Source organism: Flagellimonas sp. CMM7 (assembly GCF_021390195.1).
Taxonomy (GTDB): Bacteria; Bacteroidota; Bacteroidia; order Flavobacteriales; family Flavobacteriaceae; genus Flagellimonas.
Genome location: NZ_CP090003.1, coordinates 2,617,518 through 2,640,769, shown reverse-complemented (window position 1 = coordinate 2,640,769; position 23,252 = coordinate 2,617,518). Strand labels below are relative to the sequence as shown.

Annotated in this window: 27 protein-coding genes and 1 pseudogene; 14 read left to right on the top strand and 14 right to left on the bottom strand. The window is 38.6% G+C overall.

Annotated features, from left to right (window positions below; genetic code table 11):
• Nucleotides 1–116: 116 nt before the first annotated feature.
• From LV704_RS11970 to LV704_RS11950, 5 genes are all read left to right on the top strand, one after another.
• Nucleotides 117–308 (top strand): hypothetical protein, encoded by a 192-nt coding sequence (locus LV704_RS11970; RefSeq protein ID WP_163419813.1) that lies wholly within the window; start codon nucleotides 117–119, stop codon nucleotides 306–308.
• Between the two features lie 105 nt (nucleotides 309–413).
• The gene (locus LV704_RS11965; protein WP_163419814.1) at nucleotides 414–860 is read left to right on the top strand and encodes a hypothetical protein; all 447 of its coding nucleotides are present in this window, start codon (nucleotides 414–416) and stop codon (nucleotides 858–860) included.
• Nucleotides 861–1,039: 179 nt separating this feature from the next.
• Nucleotides 1,040–1,846, top strand: coding sequence for an SH3 domain-containing protein (locus LV704_RS11960; RefSeq protein ID WP_163419816.1), 807 nt, complete (start codon nucleotides 1,040–1,042; stop codon nucleotides 1,844–1,846).
• A 167-nt stretch (nucleotides 1,847–2,013) separates the two neighbouring features.
• Entirely contained in the window at nucleotides 2,014–2,622 is a 609-nt protein-coding gene (locus LV704_RS11955; protein WP_163419818.1) for a transcriptional regulator, read from the top strand.
• The gene (locus LV704_RS11950) at nucleotides 2,619–3,344 is read left to right on the top strand and encodes a DUF3307 domain-containing protein (protein WP_163419820.1); all 726 of its coding nucleotides are present in this window, start codon (nucleotides 2,619–2,621) and stop codon (nucleotides 3,342–3,344) included. Before LV704_RS11955 ends, LV704_RS11950 begins: the two co-directional genes overlap by 4 nt.
• 47 nt (nucleotides 3,345–3,391) lie before the next feature.
• Here the strand turns inward: LV704_RS11950 and LV704_RS11945 are convergent, their stop codons facing one another.
• The 4 genes from LV704_RS11945 to LV704_RS11930 all read right to left on the bottom strand — a co-directional run bounded on the left by LV704_RS11945 (nucleotide 3,392) and on the right by LV704_RS11930 (nucleotide 6,119).
• On the bottom strand, nucleotides 3,392–4,228 hold the full coding sequence (locus LV704_RS11945; RefSeq protein WP_163419822.1) for an NmrA family NAD(P)-binding protein: 837 nt from the start codon (nucleotides 4,226–4,228) through the stop codon (nucleotides 3,392–3,394).
• A 35-nt stretch (nucleotides 4,229–4,263) separates the two neighbouring features.
• A complete protein-coding gene (locus LV704_RS11940) occupies nucleotides 4,264–4,755 on the bottom strand; it encodes a DUF1772 domain-containing protein (protein WP_163419824.1) in 492 nt (163 codons plus the stop codon).
• Between the two features lie 19 nt (nucleotides 4,756–4,774).
• Entirely contained in the window at nucleotides 4,775–5,173 is a 399-nt protein-coding gene (locus tag LV704_RS11935) for a DUF5367 family protein (protein ID WP_163419826.1), read from the bottom strand.
• An 88-nt stretch (nucleotides 5,174–5,261) separates the two neighbouring features.
• Entirely contained in the window at nucleotides 5,262–6,119 is an 858-nt protein-coding gene (locus LV704_RS11930; protein ID WP_163419828.1) for an AraC family transcriptional regulator, read from the bottom strand.
• A gap of 68 nt (nucleotides 6,120–6,187) precedes the next feature.
• On the opposite strand from LV704_RS11930, the gene LV704_RS11925 reads away from it, so the two are divergent.
• Nucleotides 6,188–6,598, top strand: a complete 411-nt coding sequence (locus LV704_RS11925; RefSeq protein ID WP_163419830.1) for a VOC family protein — start codon at nucleotides 6,188–6,190, stop codon at nucleotides 6,596–6,598.
• Between the two features lie 15 nt (nucleotides 6,599–6,613).
• Here the strand turns inward: LV704_RS11925 and LV704_RS11920 are convergent, their stop codons facing one another.
• The 3 genes from LV704_RS11920 to LV704_RS11910 all read right to left on the bottom strand — a co-directional run bounded on the left by LV704_RS11920 (nucleotide 6,614) and on the right by LV704_RS11910 (nucleotide 8,643).
• On the bottom strand, nucleotides 6,614–7,042 hold the full coding sequence (locus LV704_RS11920) for a hypothetical protein (protein ID WP_233782033.1): 429 nt from the start codon (nucleotides 7,040–7,042) through the stop codon (nucleotides 6,614–6,616).
• Nucleotides 7,043–7,163: 121 nt separating this feature from the next.
• Nucleotides 7,164–7,736, bottom strand: a complete 573-nt coding sequence (locus tag LV704_RS11915; protein WP_163419834.1) for an FMN-binding protein — start codon at nucleotides 7,734–7,736, stop codon at nucleotides 7,164–7,166.
• A 7-nt stretch (nucleotides 7,737–7,743) separates the two neighbouring features.
• Nucleotides 7,744–8,643, bottom strand: coding sequence for a DUF6607 family protein (locus tag LV704_RS11910; protein ID WP_163419836.1), 900 nt, complete (start codon nucleotides 8,641–8,643; stop codon nucleotides 7,744–7,746).
• Nucleotides 8,644–8,745: 102 nt separating this feature from the next.
• On the opposite strand from LV704_RS11910, the gene LV704_RS11905 reads away from it, so the two are divergent.
• The 4 genes from LV704_RS11905 to LV704_RS11890 all read left to right on the top strand — a co-directional run bounded on the left by LV704_RS11905 (nucleotide 8,746) and on the right by LV704_RS11890 (nucleotide 14,087).
• Nucleotides 8,746–10,914 carry a TonB-dependent siderophore receptor gene (locus LV704_RS11905; protein WP_163419838.1) on the top strand — a complete coding sequence of 723 codons (2,169 nt, stop codon included), beginning with the start codon at nucleotides 8,746–8,748 and terminating at the stop codon, nucleotides 10,912–10,914.
• A 5-nt stretch (nucleotides 10,915–10,919) separates the two neighbouring features.
• Entirely contained in the window at nucleotides 10,920–12,449 is a 1,530-nt protein-coding gene (locus LV704_RS11900; protein WP_163419839.1) for an HmuY family protein, read from the top strand.
• Between the two features lie 18 nt (nucleotides 12,450–12,467).
• A complete protein-coding gene (locus LV704_RS11895; RefSeq protein ID WP_205597852.1) occupies nucleotides 12,468–12,902 on the top strand; it encodes a DoxX family membrane protein in 435 nt (144 codons plus the stop codon).
• A 141-nt stretch (nucleotides 12,903–13,043) separates the two neighbouring features.
• Complete coding sequence (locus tag LV704_RS11890; protein ID WP_163419841.1) at nucleotides 13,044–14,087, top strand: adenylate/guanylate cyclase domain-containing protein; 1,044 nt, start codon at nucleotides 13,044–13,046, stop codon at nucleotides 14,085–14,087.
• A gap of 112 nt (nucleotides 14,088–14,199) precedes the next feature.
• Here the strand turns inward: LV704_RS11890 and LV704_RS11885 are convergent.
• The 3 genes and pseudogenes from LV704_RS11885 to LV704_RS11875 all read right to left on the bottom strand — a co-directional run bounded on the left by LV704_RS11885 (nucleotide 14,200) and on the right by LV704_RS11875 (nucleotide 16,297).
• Nucleotides 14,200–14,621: pseudogene (locus LV704_RS11885) on the bottom strand (DUF1348 family protein).
• An 88-nt stretch (nucleotides 14,622–14,709) separates the two neighbouring features.
• The gene (locus LV704_RS11880) at nucleotides 14,710–15,675 is read right to left on the bottom strand and encodes an alpha/beta fold hydrolase (RefSeq protein ID WP_205597853.1); all 966 of its coding nucleotides are present in this window, start codon (nucleotides 15,673–15,675) and stop codon (nucleotides 14,710–14,712) included.
• 64 nt (nucleotides 15,676–15,739) lie between these two features.
• Nucleotides 15,740–16,297, bottom strand: a complete 558-nt coding sequence (locus LV704_RS11875; protein ID WP_163419842.1) for a TetR/AcrR family transcriptional regulator — start codon at nucleotides 16,295–16,297, stop codon at nucleotides 15,740–15,742.
• Nucleotides 16,298–16,666: 369 nt separating this feature from the next.
• Here LV704_RS11875 and LV704_RS11870 point away from each other — a divergent pair, with 369 nt between their 5' ends.
• On the top strand, nucleotides 16,667–17,398 hold the full coding sequence (locus LV704_RS11870; RefSeq protein ID WP_163419844.1) for a hypothetical protein: 732 nt from the start codon (nucleotides 16,667–16,669) through the stop codon (nucleotides 17,396–17,398).
• Nucleotides 17,399–17,466: 68 nt separating this feature from the next.
• A complete protein-coding gene (locus LV704_RS11865; protein WP_163419846.1) occupies nucleotides 17,467–18,627 on the top strand; it encodes a nitrate/nitrite transporter in 1,161 nt (386 codons plus the stop codon).
• Nucleotides 18,628–18,687: 60 nt separating this feature from the next.
• Here LV704_RS11865 and hemL read toward each other — a convergent pair whose 3' ends face one another.
• The 4 genes from hemL to LV704_RS11845 form a co-directional block, all read right to left on the bottom strand.
• Nucleotides 18,688–19,965, bottom strand: coding sequence for a glutamate-1-semialdehyde 2,1-aminomutase (hemL, locus tag LV704_RS11860; RefSeq protein ID WP_163419848.1), 1,278 nt, complete (start codon nucleotides 19,963–19,965; stop codon nucleotides 18,688–18,690).
• A 109-nt stretch (nucleotides 19,966–20,074) separates the two neighbouring features.
• Nucleotides 20,075–20,926: a glucosaminidase domain-containing protein gene (locus LV704_RS11855; protein ID WP_163419849.1), complete on the bottom strand. Its 852-nt coding sequence runs from the start codon at nucleotides 20,924–20,926 to the stop codon at nucleotides 20,075–20,077.
• Entirely contained in the window at nucleotides 20,923–21,828 is a 906-nt protein-coding gene (locus tag LV704_RS11850; RefSeq protein WP_163419851.1) for a 1-aminocyclopropane-1-carboxylate deaminase/D-cysteine desulfhydrase, read from the bottom strand. The genes LV704_RS11855 and LV704_RS11850 overlap by 4 nt, the downstream gene beginning before the upstream one ends.
• Before the next feature lie 9 nt (nucleotides 21,829–21,837).
• The gene (locus tag LV704_RS11845; RefSeq protein ID WP_163419853.1) at nucleotides 21,838–22,167 is read right to left on the bottom strand and encodes a hypothetical protein; all 330 of its coding nucleotides are present in this window, start codon (nucleotides 22,165–22,167) and stop codon (nucleotides 21,838–21,840) included.
• 180 nt (nucleotides 22,168–22,347) lie between these two features.
• Between LV704_RS11845 and LV704_RS11840 the strand changes: the two genes are divergently transcribed.
• Nucleotides 22,348–22,509, top strand: a complete 162-nt coding sequence (locus LV704_RS11840) for a DUF5522 domain-containing protein (protein ID WP_163419855.1) — start codon at nucleotides 22,348–22,350, stop codon at nucleotides 22,507–22,509.
• A 70-nt stretch (nucleotides 22,510–22,579) separates the two neighbouring features.
• On the top strand, nucleotides 22,580–23,158 hold the full coding sequence (locus tag LV704_RS11835; RefSeq protein WP_163419857.1) for a DUF4136 domain-containing protein: 579 nt from the start codon (nucleotides 22,580–22,582) through the stop codon (nucleotides 23,156–23,158).
• The last annotated feature ends 94 nt before the right edge of the window (nucleotides 23,159–23,252 follow it).

Here is a 23,252-nt window from a genome sequence, read left to right as displayed (position 1 = left end):
CATTTTGTCGGGTATACCATACTTTTTGACCGTTTCACATCTAGAAAAGATCGTTTCACAACATATCATAAAGATTGCTAAATGGTTTCCCTAATTTAGTAATCCCAAATCTTATTATGATGACCTACAAAATCAAAAGTCTTATCTATTTGTCCTGTTTTGTAGTTGCCGCTTTTATCTATAATGGTATACAACAGGAAGATGAGTTCCAAACTCAGTTAAATTCTGAAGAGTTTGTTGAAGCCGACTTTGAAGACGCCAACAAACTTGAAAAGCCCCAAGAAAACCCCTTAGAAATAGAAGAGTAGGTCCCTCCAAATTTTATTGTTAAAAACTTTATAAATGATGTATTGGTTATTAAACCATTGGTCATAACCTATGTCCAATTACCAAATCATTAAAAGTTTAAACATATGAAACGATTAGTAGTATTAGTGGTCATAATGACCACATTGAGTGCAACCGCACAAAAACATGAGGGCAATAGAAAAGGAAAAAGTGTAAGGGCTGATATGACCGCGGCCCAAATTGCAACACTACACACCAAAAAATTGACTTTAGCATTAGACCTAAGTCAAGGGCAGCAAAAACAGGTCATGGAAATTAGTTTGGAAGAAGCTGAAATGCGAAAATCCAAACGTGAAGAGATTAAGGCAAAAAAAGAAAGCGGAGAATGGAAAAGACCTTCCGCAGATGAACAATTTGAAATAGAGAATGCAAGATTGGATTATCAAATTGCTCAGCATCAAAAAATGAAGAAGGTACTATCGGATGAGCAGTACCAAACGTGGAAAAAATTAAAGTTAAAGAAGGCAATGTATGGCAAAAAGAAAATGCAGGGGAAAGGAAGAAGAGGATAATGTTTTTTGTTGATTTTAGAAGTCACGTCAGCCATGTACGTGGCTTCTTTTTTTCTTTGAACACAAAATCTCCGCGTCTATAATTGTTCTTAAGCCTATTGTGGTAAACCATTTTGCTATTTTGTACCGTATATATTTTAACCTTCCTAAAAACTGTTTAATCCTTAAAATTGAAAAAGATGAAAGCAGTTTTTTACATTACGGCCCTAACCACCCTATTTACTATTTCTTTAATTACAGCGCAAAATGGATACAACTGTCCACTGGGAGAATGTGATTTTGAACCTGGTGAACAGGTATATCTGTTTGGCAATGATGTTAAGTTACGAGCTGCGCCAGATGTTGAATCTGAAGTATTGGAACTATTGAAGATTGGAGAATGGGTAAAAATCATAGAAAAAACAGAATTCTCATGGCCCTATAGAGGTTTTGACTCTCCTTTTTACAAAGTGCAGTACCATGATGATGTAACTGGTTATGTCTTGGCAGGTCTATTATCTTTTGAGAAAAAAGTATTGAATAATCAGAACTATTTCTTTGCCTATTCCAAAGAAGGTAAGTCTATCTTCTTAAATATAAGAAACATAAAAAATGGAACTTATATTGAAAAAAAGATTCCATTGGTCAACACCAATATTGACATTAAAGTCATGGATGACAAAGGTATTCCTGATCTAGATGGAATCTTATTTGTTGATTATTATGCAGAAGCATGTGGTATGGAAGGAGGAGGCATTTACCTTTTTGTCCAAAACGATGAGCTTACCAAGGTTGCGGCATTGTCACAAATTTCAGATGCCGGTGTATTCTATTATTCAGAAAAATTTATTTTCCCTTTTGATGAGGGCGGTATTCCAGAAAAAATTATCTTCAAGAAAGAACGTAACGAAAGTTTAGATGAAGCCTCTCGATGGACAAAAACTGCGATGGAAACCAGAGAATTGAGTTGGGTAGAAGGAAAATTAGTCCCAAAATATCGAGAGTGAATTTAAAATTGAAAAAGTTAAAGGCCTCTTCCCATATATTGGAAAGGGGCTTGCTACTATTATTATACTGCTATCCTTTCATTATCGGTTATTTAAACGATATTCTACATTATCGGTTATTTTACCGATATTTTTAATTATCGGCTATTTTACCGATATTTGTATATATGGACATAACAACCGCTATCATTACCGGAGATATCATCAACTCTAGAAAAGCAACACCAGAAGTCTGGCTACCTTACCTAAAAACAGCCTTGAACACTTACGGAAAGGAGCCAACACACTGGGAAATTTACCGCGGCGATAGTTTTCAATTGGAAATTTTACCAGAAAAAGCCTTGGAAGCCGCTATCTATATTAAGGCAAACGTAAAACAGAAAAAAGGAATAGATGTTCGCATGGCCATAGGTCTAGGGGAAAAAGATTATAACTCAGAAAAAATAACAGAATCCAACGGTTCTGCCTTTATAAATTCAGGGGAGTGTTTTGAAAACTTAAAAAAGCAGACCTTAGCATTAAAATCCAACTCAGAAACATTTGATACTACGATCAATCTAATCTTACAACTTGCAGCGCTCAGTATGGATAATTGGTTACCAGCAACTTCGAGAATAGTGAAAACTGCAATGACACACCCAAAAGCAAATCAAAAAGAGTTGGCTTCAGTATTGGAAAAATCACAAAGTAATATTAGTGAGGCGCTAATACGGGCAGGTTTTGATGAAGTACAAAAAATGATTCAATTTTATAAAACCCATCTCTCAAAGTTATGATTCTACTTACGTTAAAACTTTTATTGGCTCATTTTATTGGTGATTTTATGCTGCAGCCCAGCCATTGGGTAGACGATAAGCTCGAAAAAAAGTGGAAATCCAAATACCTGTATTGGCATATTGGAGTGCACTTACTTGTCCTTCTGGTGTTATTACAATTTCAGCATATAGGAATGGTGGCCATCATTATAGTAACCCATTATTTTATTGACTTGGGCAAACTAAGTTTTACCAATGAAAAAAATTACCGCTGGCTCTTTGTCCTTGATCAAATATTACATTTATCTGTTATAGTAGCTTTGGTCTATTGGACAACCCCTTTTGAAATAGACCTCAAAAGCCTATTTGGACAAGAAAATCTCCTGTTGATTACCTTTCTGGTATTTGTCACCTACGTTTCAGGAATTATTATGCGAATGCTATTGGCTCCTTACATCGCTGAAATTATAAAGGATGATGACCCAGAGGAAGGTGGGTCTTTAAAAAATGCCGGAAAGTATATTGGCATGTTGGAACGGCTTTTTGTCTTTGGCTTTATTATGATTGGCCAATGGGCCGCCATTGGATTATTAATCGCCGCTAAATCTGTCTTCCGGTTTGGAGATTTAAACAAGGGGAAAAACCGAAAACTTACCGAATATGTGCTAATAGGCACTTTATTAAGTTTTGGGCTGGCCATCCTATCTGGAGTGACATACACCTATTTGATTGAAATCATATAAAAAAGGCAGACCTATTTGGTCTGCCTTTAAGTTTCTAGCGTTAGGGTTTATGCATCGACTGTTTGATTCCATATTCCTGTTGCAGCTGTCTCCCTTACATAATCTGAAAAATCTTTAGGTTTTCTACCCAATACTTGTTCGATACCATGAGTAATTACTTGGTTATCATCATTCCCCAAAACTTCAGTAAACAAATAATTAATCAACCAGATGTAATCTGTAGGAATTCCATGCTCTTCCATCATTTTATTATATTCCGGTAAAGAAATAGCTGTGAATTGGATATCCCTTCCAGTGGCTTCTGCAATCTCATGTACCACTTCTTTGAAAGTTAAGAACCTAGAACCTGTCAGTTCATAAATTTCTCCATTGTGCTGCTCATTCAACAAAGCCTCCACAGCTACATCAGCAATATCATTTGCATCTATATAAGGAACCTTCACTTCGGCCTGTGGAAGTGCCACATGACCAGCTAAAATAGGATCCAAAAAGAAACTTTCACTAAAATTTTGGTTGAACCAACTAGCACGTATAATGGTATAATCCAAGCCACAATTCATTACCAATTTTTCGCAACGTTCAGCTTCAACTTCTCCCTTACCTGAAAGAAGCACCAATTTCTTTACACCTTGCTCTTTAGCCACTTTGGTTAATGCCTCAATAGCTTCTTTTGCGCCTGGCACAGCTAAATCTGGTTGATAGGTAATGTACACGCTTTCTATATTTTCCAATACTGCTGGCCAACCAGCTGGCTTGTTCCAGTCAAAGGCAGGGTTTTCAACTCGTGAACCAATGCGTACATTGTGTCCTTTTTTAGTTAATCGTTCTACAATACGTCTTCCCGTTTTTCCTTTCCCTCCTAATACTAAAATGTTGTTTTTCATGATATTTAATTTTTGATATTTATTTTAATTATGATTTACTTGTTTATTCCTGCTATGATCAACATAGCAAATGAGATGGTTGCGGTAATAATTCGAATGGTATGAAAGCGGTTCCATGGGTTTTCAAACCTTTCACGAAGTGCCTTCAAATCTTCAATACCACTATCGGTCAAATTGGTCTTGTCCAACAGCTCGTTTAGGGGTACATTGCCCGTTATGGTTACCAAAACCACTCCCAAAAAGTAGATAATCACCGCAATAAGTATCAACCAAAAGTGTGATGGTGAAATACCTTTATTGGCAAATATGGTAGCGATACCAATAAAAAATGAACCGATAAAAATTGCAAAAAACAAGGGGTTTTCTATGCTGCGATTCATTCTTTGAAACGACTGCAAATAACCTAAATCGTCCAATTGTCCAATCCCCGGGGTAACCGCATTCCCCCATGTAAAGCAAAGTCCTGCGACAAGGCCAAAACATAAAGTAGTTGCAAAAAGTGTAAGATTACTCATTGAAATTTCCATAATTCATGTTTCTGATTGACTATATTGTTTCTTGTTTTTGCACATAAACTTTAGCGTACCAATACAATACGGCTACGACGATGAACTCAAAGGCTATCACCCAGAATCCAGCATCAGTATAAAAGTCATAGTAACTACCCCCATTGGGCATGATAAGAAAAGGAACGGTGATTAGGGCATCTAAAGCGGCGCTGGTTAAAAAAAGTGCCTGTCCTACTTTATAACCATGGGTCCAGCTATCTTGTTTATAATACATCCAGCAGCCCGCCCAAACCAATGGCATAACTACCACAAATAATACGATATTCGCTTGTTGTTCTACATTTTCCATAATTGGAACATAAAATGACAAGGCGTATGAACTTACCCCAAGAATCCAAATCAATGCTCCTATTCCAATTGCTCTAAAAATCTTCATAACTGTTCGGTTTTAATTATAGCGCAAAACTAGAACAGCCACGGTGGGGTGATTTATTCAAAAAGGAGAAAGATTTGTTCGAAAAGTATTATGACTTTATTTCGCTTGGGCGGAAGCCAAATTTTTTAGCGAAAGCGTTAGAAAAAGAGCCTAAGCTATCGTACCCCACATGCCATGCGGCTTCTTGTACCGTGGCTTCTTTGTTTCTGATAAGATTGTGGGCCTTTGTCATACGCTCATTTTGCAGGTATTTGAACACGGGCACCCCAAAAAGTTCTTTAAAGTCCTTTTTCAGTTTAAAGGTATTCAGCCCAATCTGGCGCGAAAGTTCAGTAAGTGAGGGCGGAGTATCCAAATTCTGGGATAATATTTCTTTAGCCTCATACAGTTTTTCACGCTCAACACTTTTAATCCCTTCATCCTTTAACATGGATAATTGCCAAAAAAAATGTGATAATAAAGCGGTTATCTGGCTACGGAAAAACATCATCTTGGCCTTACCTTCATATCTATTGCTAAAAATACCATCGACAATATGTTGCATTTCTGGTGTCATAAAAAAGCGCGGGCCTTCTACATAATGATCAAAAGGCTTTACCAATTGTCCCAACAGCTCGGTAAAAAGTTCACCTTCATTGTTTGGTAATTTTTTAAGGTTTCTTGGAGAAGTGGCAATAACAATGCATTCCAAAGGCTTACCTGCAGAAACTGTGTGCCTAAATTCCACTTTTTCATCAGCATAGAATGAAAGCGTCAATCCTTTGGTATGATTAAAGTCTTTTTGCTGATTTCCATACTTAACAGTTAAATCTACATTACCGGACCCATAAAAAGCAACCGCAATAACAGGTTCATCAAATAAACACGAATCTGTGGTAACCTCTGTAGAAGTTGCCTCTTCTATCAAAATGGTAAAATCATTGATATCTAATATATCCCTGTTCATTCGTCTTATTGATATAAATTAAAAGTACTTATTTTGTTGTAAACCCTTAACATTTTTAATCGTAAGCTATGAAAACAGTATTCAACACATATACCCCTGAAGGTTTTAGCAATGTAAATTCATACTTGTTCGTATCAGATCCATTAGGGTTGATCGATTTTTTGCAAAAAGCGTTTTATGCTGAAGAAATAAGTAGATCCATCAACGAAACCAACGGTGATCTTAGTAATGTTATTCTTAAAATAGGAGATAGTTGTTTTATGCTCAGCCAAGCAAGAGGCCAGTTTGAAGGAATGCGTACCGCTTTCTATTTATATGTGGAAGATGTGGATACAGTATATAAAAATGCACTGGCCCATGGCGCAGAAGTTGTATTTGAACCGGAAGATATGCCTTATGAAGACCGGCAAGGTGGAATAATTGATCCTGCTGGGAATTATTGGTGGATTTCCAAACGGTTGGTCGAAAGTGATTACTAAAACGTAAACATCAGATTACTTCAATTGTTTTTTTAGAAGCCAAAAACAGATTATTGCAACGGACAAAACATAGGAAGTTGTCATTAGCATACCGGAAACCATGATCACATATTTCATCCACAACACTTTCTTCCACAAAAAATAAATTCCACCAAAAGTCAGCAGAACTGACAGTAGCGGTTCGTAAAGAAGGAACTTTCTCAAAAGGCCGTGCACGGGTGTTGTGGCTACCAAAAATGCTAGAATAAAAAAAAGCATCCCCATAGAAAGTATATGGGAGTGGACTATATTGAGAATCTGTTTTTCGCTTTTGGCAAACTTTAATTCCTGTGCTTTCAGGTCATCCTCGTTTCCTAAATAATTTTCCTCAATTCCTACTGGTGTATTATTTGTGGTAACACCTACAAATCGTATGGCAGAAATAAACCCTATTGATGTTATCATAAGATACGCGAATATTAAGCACCTTATTTCTTTGGAAAAACGTTGTATTATTCCCTTAATATTCATCGAATCCAATTTGCAGAAAATTTAAAAACTCCCGCGGCAGCGAGTTCCCTTTGAATTATTTATGGTTCAACTGGTTCAGTATATTTTCGTCTCTCAAAACTTCCATGCTGGTCAAAACATCATTCAAAGCTTTGGTCATAGATTTTGCCGAAATTGTTGCTCCAGAAATGGCATCAATGTCCGAGCCATAGGTTATCGACTCACCCACTTTTTTATCAATGAATTGTCTTAACCAACGCTGACTCCCGATCTGTCGACCATAATCTTCTCGATAAATCAGCACCTTTGTTTTCTTTATGCTCAAATCTTTGTTGAACAACACTACATAATCAAAGGTGCTCTTCATACTGGGTGCTTCCCCTAAATAAGCATAACCAACTAGCGCCTCTTTTTGAATTATCCTAAACAGGTTTTCTCCGTTTAATGTTATCGTAGTTCTGTCAATCAGTCCGCTATTTACTTTTATCTCCTCTAGAGAGAAATCGTTTACTTCAAAAGTCGTCTGTACCGCGGCATTAAGTTTTTGCCAAAGTCGTGGTAAAATTTTGGAAGGTGAAAATCCAAAAAACAAAAAGGCCATGCATAGCATGACCCCTATTTGGAACCTTGTCTTATTTGCTCTGTTCATTACCTGTTTACTTATCATCCACAAATTTGGAAATCAACTTGGAAACTTGAACACTATTCGCTCCCTTTTTCTCCAATGGGTAAAAGTGCATGAACAAAGGTTTTTTATCTACTTTTTTATGCAGTGTTAGATTACCTTCTCTACTATATACCTCATCCCAAGACGAGCGTACAATCCCCCAAAAGTCTTTATGTTTTTCCCACCAGTCAATAGCAGCTTGGCATTTTGAATCAGATACCTTGGTATATATGTTCATTCCCTTTTCTTGGGCCAATAGCACATCTTCCTTACCATTTTCACGAATAATTTTGTCATTGTCCTGTTCGTGAATCCAGCCAAAAGAAGTTATCTCATGTCGGTTACCCCTTTTCATCACATTATAATCACTTCTTTTTGAGTATTCGCGTCTAGGTAGCGGGGCATCTGCTGTGTTTTCCCAGTAGTGTTTTCCATCCGCATGTATCCAAGTGGCAGAACCGGAATATCTTGGGCTATCATCCACTTGATATACTTTTTGGGTCCATTGTCCTTTTACCTGATTCTTGGGTAATTTCTTAAAAACCCAATTATTTTCTTTATCGAAGTAAAAAACATCCTGGTTTTCATATTCCCAATCCTGTCGCCAATGTTTAATAATCATGGTATCATTGATCACCAACAAATGTTGGATAGATATTTTGTTCTTTTCATCCACAATAGGCAAAGCCAGTTCTAATGCGCCGGCTGAATAATCCATTTTTTTCTCATAGTCAATTTCGGGTGCAAAAGTTTCGGTGTACTTAAAGGTAATGTCATAACATCCACACATATCCTTAATGGCTTGCTTGTCCAATTCCTTTTTTTTCTGAGCTGATAATATGGTGACACCTCCAACCAAAAGCATCAAAAAGATTGTTGATTTTTTCATGATAATACGAATTAGGTCTGTTTTTAAAATGAGAGGCAAATTTATAACTTTTATTTAGACTGAATAAAAATAAAATATATATTTGCATCAAAATTATTAATAATGAGTCTAAATAAGGACTGTTTTGCCATTTGTTTCGCTACCATACTGTGCTTCGTAAGTCATTCACAACAAGCTGATAGTGTGAAAGTTGAAACCATTAAAAGTGTTCAAAATCTGAAAGAGGTAGTTGTCACTGGAGAAAGCAAAGTAATGTCCTTAAGTAAAAAACTATTTGCAGTAGGTGTTCTGGATAAAAAGGACATTGCCAAAGTTGCTGGGAACAATCTGGCTGATGTACTAAACTATAACCTCAACATTACAATTACCCCAGATGCCTCTTCGGGAAGGTCTACTGTAAGTATGTTTGGACTTGATGGGCAATATGTAAAAATATTAGTTGATGGCATACCCATGACAAGCGATAATGGTATTGGCAACAATATCGATATCACACAAATAAACCTAGAGGATGTTGAGCGTATTGAGATTGTAGAAGGTTCCATGGGAGTGCTTTATGGTGACAACGCTGTTGCAGGGGTAATCAATATTGTCACCAAACGCGGCCTTGAAGGGGATTACGCATGGCAAATACAGCTTTCTGCTCAAGAAGAAACCGTTGGTCCAGAATACTCCTTATTCGATGAGGGCAGGCACATTCAAAATTTCAAGGTCAGCAATCAGGTCAATGACAAATTAGGGTACTCAATTGGAGCGTCTAGAAACGACTACGCTGGATTTTATAATGATTTCAGAGGTGAAAACTATGTGAACATTCAAGATAATACAGTCGTCAATGACGGGCTTAGAGGAACGGAATGGAATCCCAAGGAACAAATTACTACCTACGGTAATGTTAATCTCAATCTTGGCAAACACAATATTTTTTACAAACTACAATATTATGATGAAGTCGTGACCGTTTTCGACCGCAACGTTACTGGACGGCTAGATACAGCAACAGGATTGGTAAATCCCACCGCTTTGGACGAAATTTATGAAACAGATAGATTCGTAAACAACCTAAACATATCGGGGCCGATAAAAGGGCAGACCACCTATAATTTTTTCTTTTCCCAACAAAACCAAAAGCGCTACTTCCAGCAGTACGTCTATAACATATTACAACAAGGCATTGAGTCTTTTATTACAGACAATTTAAGTCAATCCAGCGAAATATGGTACTCCAAAGGATTTGTAAGCAACATGGTCCCCAAATCGGATTTCTTTAATCTTCAACTAGGTTATGAGTTCACTTGCCAGTCAGGTTTTGATGCCATTGCTACAGGTGAATATTCAAATGATGTTGTAGAAAACACTTTGAAGAACTATGATTTCTTTGGTGTAGTTGACTTTAATCTTACCGATAACCTTTCTATTTATCCGGGAGCACGATTTACGAACAATTCGCAGTTTGGAAATAAATTGATCTGGTCTTTGTCCTCCACATACGACTTAACCGATACTTTTAAATTGAAAGCCATCTTCGGTTCTGCCTTTCGAGCCCCCAACTTTGAGGAGCTTTTCTTCTATTTCGTTGACGCTAACCACAACGTTCAGGGAAATCCTAACCTTCAGCCCGAAGACGGCATATCAGTTTTCGTAAATCTGGAGAACAAGTTTAAAGTTACCCAGACAGGATTCCTAAAGTCCGCTATCAAATCGTATTATTTCGACATTCAAGACAAAATTGCCAGTGTCGTAGTACCCGATGAAAATGACCGAAGCCTGTTCACTTTTGCCAATGTGGATTATTCCAAAATCTTGGGGTTTTCATGGGAGAACAGTCTCAAGGTAAAAAACTGGCAAGTTGGTCTTGGCGCCACTTATATGGGTGAATCCACTGCAATCAATGAGTCCTCAACAAGCAATAGTGATTACCTATGGAGCTTTAACCTACAATCCTCTTTGGGATATACCATTCCAAGACTTAAGACAACAATTTCAACTCAATTAAAATACACAGGCAGAACTCAAGTGATTTTAGAAGGAGCTGACGGTTTGGTCGTCGGCCAAACAGATGATTTTACTTGGATGGATGCCTCATTTAGAACCGACCTTACCAAGTATTTGGAAATCACCCTTGGTGCACGAAACATCTTCAATATTGTTACCGTAAATGCCTCCGATGTTCCTTCTGGAACACATAATTCGTCAACTACGGCTAGCAGATTATTCGGTAACGGAAGATCTTATTTTTTAAAACTTTTATACAATTTAAACTTTAACTAAAAACCATGAAGAAGATTACCTTTTTATGCACAGCGCTATTTTTATTGGTATTGAGCTCGTGTAACAATGATGACTCGGAAGACCTCATAGATTTTACTGTAGCTTTCAGTAGTGCAACCATCAGCACAACCGAGGAAGATACGAGTAAAGACATCACCATTACCTTTTCAAGAGCGGCAACGCAGGCCGGAACAATCAACATTTCTTATGCTGGGGACAACGCAACATATGGCACAGATTTTACAACCTCGCCATCGGGCGATTCGGGTACAATAGCTGTTCCCGTTGCAGTTGGTGATCTAAATGCAACTGTTACCTTCAACAAATTATCAAATGCCATTGAGGGAAGTACTAAATCGGTTTCATTTTCTTTTGATGGCTTTGACAATACCGATTGGCTTCAGGGCTCGGTGTCATCAGCTATGGTAAGCTTTTCTCCAATTGCCGCTTTAAGTGGAATTATAGATTTGGAAACTGGTGGATCTAATCTACCTAACCAAGTGTATTTCGATTTTAGTACCGGTGTCCAAACCGCAGTGAAAAGAGACACTTGGGAAATAGCGCTTTACAATGGTTCTGAAAATAGGGTATACCTTAATTCGTCATTACTCGTATCCGCAGCTGAACTATCTGGTATTACCGATTTACTCTCTGTTACTGAAAGCAGTGATCTAACTGCTCCGTTAGAATTGAATACTGTAAACGCAATGTTCCAGCCTACTACAGTTACCGTAAACACAGTTGCCGAATTGATTGCAGGGTTGCCTGTAGGATATACGCAATACGGCAATGTCGCCGAAAATCTTGTTTTTACAGATAACAGGCAGGGAGGGCTCGAAGGGACAGCTTTTGCGGCAATTTCAACTACTGCAGAAGAAAACTATGTGTATATCGTAGGACTGGGCAATGAAATCCCAACAGAGTCGGCAGAACCGGGAAGCATTATTACGACCGGTGATCACCGTGGTTTTATGAAAGTAAGGGTTCTAAGCGACAGTAACGGGTACACCATACAATATGCTCCTTTGAACGAAACAACCAATATGTCTGAGGTGACAATTTCCAAAAACGACAGCTATCTCTTATCTGCATTTAGTCTAACCAATGGTCAAAGTGTTAACGTGGAACCACAAAAGGACAAATGGGACGTCAACTTTAGTGGAGTTTTTTCTTACTATGAAAATGGTTTTGGATTGACTTACTCTGACTATGCTGTGCACAATACCCTAGGTGATGTAGGGCTTTATCAAGTAACTCTTTATGAAATCGATCCCGATACAGATGAAAGAACCGATTTCGATGTACCCACATATGCAGACTTTGCAAGAGGAGATGTGGACGAATCTTCACTTGTTTATGATGATCGCACAGTAATAGGTAGTGGCTGGAGAAATGCCTTTGCAGGAGTACTCAAGGATGATCGATACTATGTCCTAAAAGATGCTGGAGGGAACTATTATAAAATCAACTTTACCGCTTTTGTAAGTTCAGAAGGTGAAAGAGGTAATGGTCAGTTCACATATGAGCGACTGTAATCCAAACAACATAGAAAAATGAACATTGAAAACATCATTTTCATAATCTTTCGACTGATTTTGGGCGGAATGATGGTCTACGGTGGAATTCAAAAATTCCAAAAACCCATCCCTTCACCCATTGAAGTAGTTGAAAAGGCGGAGAAATTCAAAGCACCTGAAAAGGAAAGCACTCTTCAAAAGATTTTGTACATCAGTGGCGCAAAACAGACGGGATACTTTTGGCAGGTTTTAGGAATTGCAGAGCTAATCTTTGGATTGCTGATACTATTCCAAGGAACCAGCTTTATTGGGGCAATATTTTTGCTGCCCATTACCCTGCACATCTTTTTATTTCATGTTTTTCTGGAAGCAGATGAAATGGGTGAGCTACTGCAAACAGGTGGACTTTTTGCCATCAATATTGCTTTGGTTTTAAAAGAAAAGCAAAATGGAAACATTTGCTTTGGATAAAACCGATTTAGTTTGGTTAGGTTTCAGTTAGTTTGTTGCGAAAAGTGGGGCGTTGCCCCACTTTTCTTTTTTGGCAGTTAGAGCTTATAAAATTTATCCAAAAAGGATACCTTTAAAGCTGTGATTTCTTTCTTATTCAAATTGATTAACAAACGTAGATGGCGTATCATTAGGTTTTACCTAATTGGTTGGACCTCTGCCTTTGTTTTTCTAAATATTGTTAGGGGAGTGGGAACAGAGGAGCTGGGAACCTTAAAATTTGATTTCATTTCTGGCTTAATGATCGCATTCACTCTTGGCCCAATAATGGGAGTAGGTTCTGCGGTTGCCCAAATATTAATGGAGGAACGTGTTTACAAGCATGTCTCTATTGGAAGACTTCTGTTAATTAACGCTTTATATTCCATCCTATTTATTGTATTGCTCATCATTATAGCCTATGGGGTTTACGAACTATACTTTGGTGTTCCCATTGACATTATCACTTTTGCTTTTGATACGGGTAGTGTGGCTATTTATTTTTACGTAATTGTTGTGGATTTGCTTTTGGCCATATTTCGCCAAGTAAATTTAATGCTGGGTGAAGGTAATCTGGCCAGATTACTGCGTGGCAAGTTCTATACTCCCCGAGAAGAAGAACGCATTTTTATGTTTCTGGATCTACAGTCCTCAACAGCACATGCGGAACGATTGGGACATGTTAAATATAGTATGCTGGTACAAGACTGCTTTAACGATTTGGGTATAGCGGTAGAAAATGAAGCTGAAATTTACCAATATGTTGGAGACGAAGCCGTACTTACATGGAAATTGAAACAGGGATTACAAAATGAAAATTGCCTTAGAGCGTATTATAACTTTACCAAATTACTTCATAAAAAGAGTGATCACTACCAAAAAAAATATGGCTGCCGACCGTTTTTTAAAGCAGGTCTGCATGCAGGTTTGGTCACTGTTACAGAAGTAGGTAAATACAAAAAGGAAATCGCTTATCATGGAGATACCATCAACACTGCAGCTAGAATTCAAGGGCAATGTAATGCTTTGGAAAGTGCATTGTTGCTTTCCGAAAGTCTTAAGGGGCAATTAACTTCAAATGACTTTGCTTATACCGCCATGGGAAGTATTCCATTAAAAGGAAAAAAAGATAAAGTTGAGATTTCTGCTGTTTCTCTAGGCTCATAACCTAAAATCATATTGAGCACAGTCGAGATGTCTTGCAATCCAGTTTCTAAAACTGGTCCTTCGGTAAACTAAGGGTGACATCTCGAACCGACAATAGATAATCAGAAGATAATTACTTCAACTTTCGTTCTTCTTCCGTTATGGCAACATCATTGATACTGGCATAACGTTTCTTCATCAATCCCTTTTCATTAAACTCCCAGTTTTCATTGCCATACGCTCTAAACCAATCACCATCCTTATTTTGATATTCATATTCAAAACGAACGGCTATGCGATCATCAGTGTGCGCCCAATATTCTTTTTTAAGCTTGTAATGATGCTCATTTTGCCATTTGTCTGTCAAAAATGCCGAATCTCCTCTCTCCCATTTACAAATTGGTAACGGTTGCGCCACTCACTATCAATCGTGTAAGCTTCAGAAACTTTTACTGGGTCTTGACTGTTCCAACCGTCTTCAGCAAGTTGAATTTTTTGTTTGGCAGTCTCCAGAGTAAATGGTGGTATAGGCAACTTTATCTCTTCTTGTTCCATGGTATGCTTTGTTGTTTGTTGTTGAGTCGTAATAAACGAAAAAACACTACCCACAGCATCCTAAAAAATGCTGCAGGCAATGTGGTCATTACTGTATTTTATTCTTCTTTAAAAAATTGTAGATATAGTTTGCAATCTCATCACCCTTTTCTTCCAAAGCAAAGTGACCAGTATCCAACAAATGGAATTCCACATTCTTCAAATCTCTTTTATAAGGATGTGCTCCTGAAGGTGGAAAGATGTGATCGTTCTTTCCCCAAACAATCAAGGTAGGCACTTGATACTTTCTGAAGAGTTTTTGCCATCCTGGATATTTCTCCACATTGGTCCGGTAATCATAGAACATGGCCAACTGGATCTCGTTATTCTCTGGACGTGTTAAATGTTGTAAATCATGATTCCAATTATCAGGGCTAATTTTAGTGCTGTCTTGTACGCCGTGTAAGTACTGCCATTTTAGACCTCCTATTTGGTGGAATCCTTCCAAAGGTTTTTTATTTGCTTCCGAATTGTCTGCCCAAAGTTTGCGAAGCGGGTCCCAAAAGTCTGTCAATCCTTCCGTATAGGCATTTCCATTTTGTACGATGAATGCATCAACACGTTCTGGGTGTTTTTCAAAGATACGGTACCCAACAGGTGCACCATAGTCCATCAAGTACAAGCTATAACGTTCCACTTTCAGTTGCACCAACAATTCATCTATAATTTCGGCAAAATTGTCAAAAGAGTACTCAAAATCCGCCATAGTGGGTTGGGAACTACGTCCATACCCAGGATAATCAGGTGCAATTAAATGATAGTCAGAAGATAGGTCTTCGATTAGGTTACGAAACATATGCGAAGACGTAGGGTACCCGTGCAACAAAAGTAATGTTGGGGCATCTTTAGGTCCCGCTTCGCGATAAAAAATATCCAATCCATCAACCTTGGCCGTATGAAAGGTAGTTGGATAATCATCTTTGATTACGGACTTTCTTTTGTTCTGTCCGTTAAGGTTCATGGCAAATACGAGTGCCAACGTAAAAAGTGTTACTGTGATTTTTCTTGTTTTCATTGTTTTAAGTTTAATAAATGTTAATAATTACCGAACGTTCGGTAATTTCGCAGTTCAAATTTTTTTATGTATTCGTATAACGTTCTTTAATTTGGCTGATGGCCGTTTCAAAAGGCTCCGTAGTATCCATAGCTTTGGACAGCACCAAACTCCCTTGAATATCTATAAAAGTCTGTTTTGCAAATTGCGTTGCAGTGGTTTTGTCCAAACTCACGGCCATACCCAAGCTAATAAATGATGACAACCATTGGTTGATTCCCCTTTCTATTTTCTCGCCAAATAGCGCCATTCCGGTATCCATGGATAGGGAGCGATATAAACACACTTCCTTGCCATTGTTATAGACCGTTTTTATGTTCATCAATGCTTCATCCAAGCGCTGTACAGCGGGTATTTTATCGTCGGACAATACAGCATAGACTTTGTTGTCAATCCAAGATTCCATAAAGTCCAGCACAGCTGACGTCATCTCCTTTTTACCACCAGGATACCGATGATAGAGACTAGCTTTCTTTAGACCTGTAGCTTCTGCCAATTCATTTAAACTGGCTCCGTCATATCCCTTTGCTCGGAACACGGACATTAAGCCGTTCAAAATTTCTAGATCTGATACTTTTGCCATTCTCATGGGACAAATATAACACTATTTTCAATTTTACCAAACGTTCGGTAATCTTTTAACATTCTTTAACCAAATTGTCACATCGAGCGCAGTCGAGATCTTTTCCCAATCCACGTTCTAAAGAGTTCTCGCCCTTCGACAGGCTCAGTATGACAACTTAAACTCACAAAACATTCCTTAGCAATCTTCATTTATAGTGTCATACTGAACTTGTCACCCTGAGCCTGTCGAAGTATGTAGCATCCATAAAAGCATAGTTAACCGCCAGTTATACTGTTTCGATAACTTCCAAAACAAATTTTAACTATCTTGTAATCAACAAACTCCCCTTCATTTTCCAAAAGTCCCCCCACCAAAAGAATATTGGTTATGAACAAATACAAAACCCTCCACCTGTGGATGCTTATCCCTATGGTGTTGATGCAATTTGGAATTTTCAGAGATTATTGGGGCGACTTCACCGAAAATGCATGGTCGGTACATGTACACTATTGGAGCGGTACCATCTGGTACCTCTACCTGATACTACAACCCTACTACGCAACTCACGGCCAGTTGGAAAAGCACCGAACTAATGGTATCATCGGTATGTTCTTGGCAGGTGGAGTTTGTATAACCGCCTTTAGCATGTTATACCGAGATATTGTCAATGCCGACCGTTCCGCTGAATTACGAGATGCCTTTGGACCCTTTGAACCTTGGTTCTTTATGGGAGTTGCTGCAGTGGAAATAGTGATGATCATCGCCTTTGGCTATGCCATTATCATGAGCATCATCAAACGGAAAAGTTTGGAGGACCATGCCTGGTGGCTAATAACAACTGTTTTCATAATTATGATGCCCGCTTTAGGCCGCGGAGTTCAAAACACCCAGGTTTTGATTCATCTTGAGGATTGGCCCAATGTGGATATTATGTCGCCCGTATATTTGACTCAGGCGATTATTATTTCACTTATTCTTTTGGCAGCCTGGAAATATGAAAAACTGAAACACCCAGCGACCTATTTGGCAGTTTTTGTAAATGTATACACTTGTTTTTTAGAACCTTTGGGTCGTTCAGAAGCTATTGAAACTTTTTTGCGGCATATAATTCAAGGATAAAACTCACAAATAACCCTATTTTCGTAAAGCTGTCCTAAACTGCGCGACAGTTATTAGAAATTGACCTCGTGAAACCACCCAAACATATTCTACCTGTTATTGTAATTGCGCAATTTTTTTGCACATCACTCTGGTTTGCAGGGAACGGGGTAATGACCAATCTTATCGCTGAACTTGAGATGGGTGGCAGTTTGGGCAATATCACCTCAGCGGTTCAGTTTGGGTTTATCCTGGGGACTTTGTTATTTGCCCTATTGACCATAACCGATCGTTTTTCACCTTCCAAGGTATTTTTATGGAGTGCCGCTTTGGGCGCTTTAAGTAATTTGGGCATAGTTTGGGATGGCCCTGGAGACACACATATATTACTATCCCGTTTTTTAACTGGCCTCTTTTTAGCGGGCATCTATCCCGTAGGAATGAAAATTGCCGCAGATTATTTTAACAAGGGTTTGGGCAAATCACTTGGCTATTTGGTAGGTGCTTTGGTATTGGGTACTGCCCTGCCCCATTTTCTAAAATGGCTTTCTGCTGTATTTCCTTGGCAATATGTAATCTATGCCACCTCTGCACTTGCTGTTTTGGGCGGTCTCCTTATGGTCATTTTAGTACCCAATGGCCCCTACCGAAAACCCAGCCAACATCTCAATTTTACAGCTTGTTTTTCTGTTTTTAAAAAGAAGGATTTTAGGGCTGCTGCTCTTGGGTATTTTGGACATATGTGGGAACTCTACACGTTTTGGGCATTTGTTCCGTTTTTGCTTGGGCTACATGCAGAATGGCAGGGGCATAATCTATTTCGTGTTTCGTTCTGGTCATTTTGGGTCATTGCGATTGGTGGATTGGCCTGCGTATTTGGAGGATATATTTCGCAGCGTAAGGGCACTAAACGTATTGCGGCCACTTCCCTATTCCTCTCTGGGATTTGCTGTTTGGTATCTCCATTGCTGTTGTTTTACGCCTCCACTCCCATTTTTATAGCATTCTTATTGTTTTGGGGTATGGTGGTCATTGCAGATTCACCTCTCTTTTCTACCATGGTGGCGCAAAGTGCCCCGGTAGAAATTAAAGGCACCACACTGACCATTGTCAATTGTATTGGTTTTGCAATCACCATTGTTAGCTTACAGGTGATTAGCGCGCTTCAGGATGTTATCCCCGCACAATATCTTTTTACAGTTTTGGCTCTGGGTCCTATTTTAGGGTTGTGGGGATTGTTCAGAAAATGAATCTAACTCATCTTTCCTTCAACTCTGATCCCAGATGACAGAGGGAAAAGTTCACGTGTTCTAGAATATTGTTTTTACCGCTTCAATGGTTTTATCCAAATCAGTATAGCTGATGGCGTCGTTTAAAAAATAGCTTTCAAAAGCAGAGGGAGGTAAATATATCCCTTGATTCAACATACCATGAAAGTATTTTTTAAAGGTATCATTGTTTCCTTTTGCAGAGGAAGCAAAATCAACCACAGGTTCTTCGCAAAAATGTACCGAAATCATGCTACCATATCGGTTAATTTGATTTGTTACGCCTTTTTCATTCAATACACTGGCAATACCTTTGTGCAAGTATTCGGTTTTCTCAGCTAGGCTGGTAAAGACTTCGGGATTATTGTTCAATTCGGTAAGCATGGCAAGTCCAGCGCTCATGGCCAATGGGTTTCCGCTCAAGGTTCCCGCTTGGTATACCGGTCCATCTGGGGCCAAATGGCTCATAATCTCTGCTTTTGCGGCAAACGCTCCAACGGGAAGTCCCCCTCCTATTACCTTTCCAAACATCACAATATCAGCATCTATTCCCAAAGCTTCCTGCGCACCACCTTTTCCCAATCGGAAACCGGTCATCACCTCATCAAACAATAACAAAATGCCTTCCTCCGTACACAATTTTCGTAATCCCTGGATAAATTCATCGCTAGGAATGATACAACCCATATTCCCAGCTACGGGTTCTAAAATAATCGCTGCAATTTCTCCTTTGTTAGCAACGGTCAATGCTTTTACTCCTTCCAAATCGTTATAATCAGCCAATAGCGTATCCTTGGCTGTTCCCTGTGTTACCCCGGGACTATTGGGGCTACCAAAAGTAACCGCACCACTCCCAGCCTGAATCAAAAATGAATCGGAATGGCCATGGTAGCAACCTGCAAACTTGATAATCTTATCTTTTCCGGTATAGCCACGGGCAAGTCGTACTGCACTCATACAAGCTTCCGTACCGCTATTTACAAAACGAATCTTATCTATGTTTGGCACCATGGAAACGGCCAATTTGGCCAGTTCCGTTTCAATTTCTGTAGGCATTCCAAAGGAAGTTCCCTTTTTAGCTTTCTCTACCACTGCATTGATTACGGGCTCGTAGGCGTGGCCCAAAACAAGTGGCCCCCAAGAAGCGATATAGTCGATAAGCTGATTGCCGTCTTCATCATACAAATAAGCGCCTTTTGCTTCTTTTACAAATATAGGATCGCCTCCGACCGCTTTAAATGCTCTTACTGGGGAATTTACCCCGCCAGGGATATATTTTTTGGCCTCGGCAAACAAGGCGCTACTTCGTTGGTATAGCATGGAATGTATTCTATTTAGTTATCAGTACAAATTGTCATCCTGAGTTTATCGATGGGCAAAAAAAACGATTCAAAGCATAAGACATCTCGACTGTGCTTGATGTAACAAATTATTTTGTTTTTTCTTTTCGAATATTGAGTACCTGTCCTATGGACAATGTATTGGTATTCAAATTATTGATTTGTTTGAGTTCGTCCACTGAAATGGTATATTTTCGGGAGATAGCATAGAGCGTTTCCCCTTTTTCCACCACATGGGTAAACACTTCATATTTTTTAGGTTTCCGAACTGTTTCTAGCCCTCCACGAACCACATCTTCATCATAGGAATCTAAATTGTAGCGTTCAATAAGAGCAATAAGCTTCTGTGGGTACTTACGGTCTGTGGCATACCCTGCTTGTCGGAGTCCATATGCCCATTTTTTGTAATCGTTCCTTCTATAGTTGAACAAGAATTTATAACGGGAACGGGAAGAAAGGAAAATGCTGTGATCCCTGAACGAATACATAGGGTGGTTGTATTTTCTAAAACATTCGCCCTTGGCATCATCATCATGAAAATCAAATTCACCGTCCCACCCGGTATGGCATTTAATACCAAAGTGATTATTGGTTTTTTTGGTAAGTTCACCTTTACCCGAACCACTCTCTAAAATACCTTGCGCCAAGGTAATACTTGCCGGAATACCAAAAGCACGCATTTCGTACTGGGCCATCTCGGCAAACGTTTCAATATACTCCTGCGTGTTGGCCACAGGGAATTTTACAAATCTTCCTGGATTTGTAGGCAATGGGTATAGCTCAGTTTCTTTGGGTCCATCTTTGGGAATCCCTTTATTGGGGTTACGGATTGGTTCATTCTTAACCACCGTTTTTGTCTGTTTTGATGCGGTTCGTTTTTTTGACCCACAACTTGCAACCAATAATGCCAAAACTACTACATATCCTACTCGCCTGATCATATATCCAATAATGGTAAATTTTTCTTTTTCAGTACAAGGTTCATGCCTTTTATACCTTGTAATCCTCCACTATGAATGGCCAAAATTCTGATGCCCGGTTTAAAAAAACCCTGCTTTACCTTGTCCAAAATACCAAAAAGCATTTTTCCCGTGTACATGGGATCTAATGGGATTTGGGTCTCTTTTTTAAAGGTATTGATGAAATCAATCAAGTGTTCATCTACCTTGGCATAGCCTCCAAAATGGTAATTGGGAACTAGCTCCCAATTTTTGTTACGGGCAAATTTAAGAATATCTTGCTTTAGAAAATCACCCTTTAACGCTGGAAAACCCAAAACAGTTTGATGGGGCCTTACCGAATTTATGAGCCCAGCTATTGTCCCTCCAGTTCCCACACAACTGCAAACAAAATCGAATTCGGAATCTGATTCGGTCAAAATTTCTTCACAGCCCTTTACCGCCAAAGTGTTGGTTCCTCCTTCTGGCAATAGATAAAAGTTGCCAAAAAGGGTTTTTAGTCTTTCATAAAAATCCGAGGTGTTCTTAATCCTATAGTCACTTCGTGATACAAAATAAAACTCCATTCCATGGTCCTTAGCTAATTTCAAAGTGGGATTTTCTTGCCAGTTATCTCTAAGTTCTTCACCACGAATAACACCAACGGTTTTCAGGCCTGCCTCTTTACCTGCAAACGCCGTAGCTGCAATATGGTTGGAAAATGCCCCGCCAAATGTAAGCAGCATGGTGTGCTCTTGTTTTTTTACCTCAAGTACATTGTATTTTAACTTTCGGTACTTATTTCCAGAAATAAAGGGGTGTATGGTATCCTCCCTTTTGATATAAAGGGTCACGTCTTTTTCCTCAAGAAGAGGTAAGTGTACTTTTTGATTAGGGATTAACAAGCTGTGTATTTATCGCGTCAAATAGTCCAAAAAACCAAAGGTTTTTCTACGCGAAAGATAATCTTTATCCTCTTCATTGGCATATGCTTCACGCTCAAAACTTATATTTTGATATGCTCTGTAACTATCAAGATAAAGTAATGTTCTTAACAACCATTCTGAAATGTAAAGGATATAGAACGGAAGAATAAGTAGCTCTCGCTGCTGCTTAAGATGTATACGTTCATGGTTAATGAGTGCTTCATCTTTTTTGAGGGCATCCTCTTTTAAGATGATGAAAGGCCAAAGGGATAGGCCTACATAATTTCGATAAAAAAAGTGTTTAAATACTAATATCACACTAAAACTATCATAAGATTCCTACAAATATAACAGCAAAAAAATGTGAAAAATAAATTGTTTCGATAATAACATTAACATTTTCGTTGAACTACTTCAGGTTCTTTCAAATCATAAAATTCTAGTCCCGCTCACTGGAATACCTTAATTTTATGGATAACGAAATTGGTTTCGTAAGATATGAAGGAGCTTATTCCCTTGGAAGAGGGTGATTTTTATCTCTCGGAAGAGGGTTACAAAGTGTTTACTAAAAAATACCATTTAAAACGTGGCTATTGTTGTGAAAGTGGTTGTAGACATTGCCCTTATGGGTACAACAAAAAAACAAATGCCAGGCGTTGAGCAGGAATATTCGGCATAATATTTGTGATTGATTTGTAGTCGTTTCAATGAACTCAAAAAAAAGATTACTATGAAAAATTTAAAACTATTTACATTGACTGCACTTGCAGTTACTTTCTTGGCGTCCTGCAGTTCTGTTAGGGTTATTGCCGACTATGATAAAGAAGCTGATTTTAAAACCTATAAAACGTATGCTTTTTACAAAACAGGTATTGATAAAGCTCAAATCTCCGATTTGGACAAAAAACGAATTCTAAAAGCTATTGATACCGAAATGAGTTCTCGTGGTTTTGTAAAATCCCAAAAACCGGATCTATTGGTGAACATCTTTACCAAAGAACGTGAACAAGTGGATGTATATAACAACAACTTTGGCTGGGGTTGGGGTGGCTGGGGCTACGGAGGTTTTTACAACCCTTGGCTTTGGGGTCCAGGCGGAGGCTTTGGAAATAACGTAAGTACCAGAACAGAAGGTTCCTTATATATAGATTTGATAGATGCCAAAAACAAAGGACTTGTTTGGCAAGGTCGCGGTGTAGGCACCTTAAACAACACCAAGAATATTGATAAAAAAGAGGAACGTATTCGTGAATTTGTAGCGAACATCCTTAAAGCATACCCGCCATCTACCGAGATTGCTGCAAACTAAAAAATTTAAAACCGCCCTTAAGGCGGTTTTTTTTAAGTCCTTCTTGCCAATTAAAAAAAGAATCACATTGCGATTTTGTATCTTTAAGGCTATT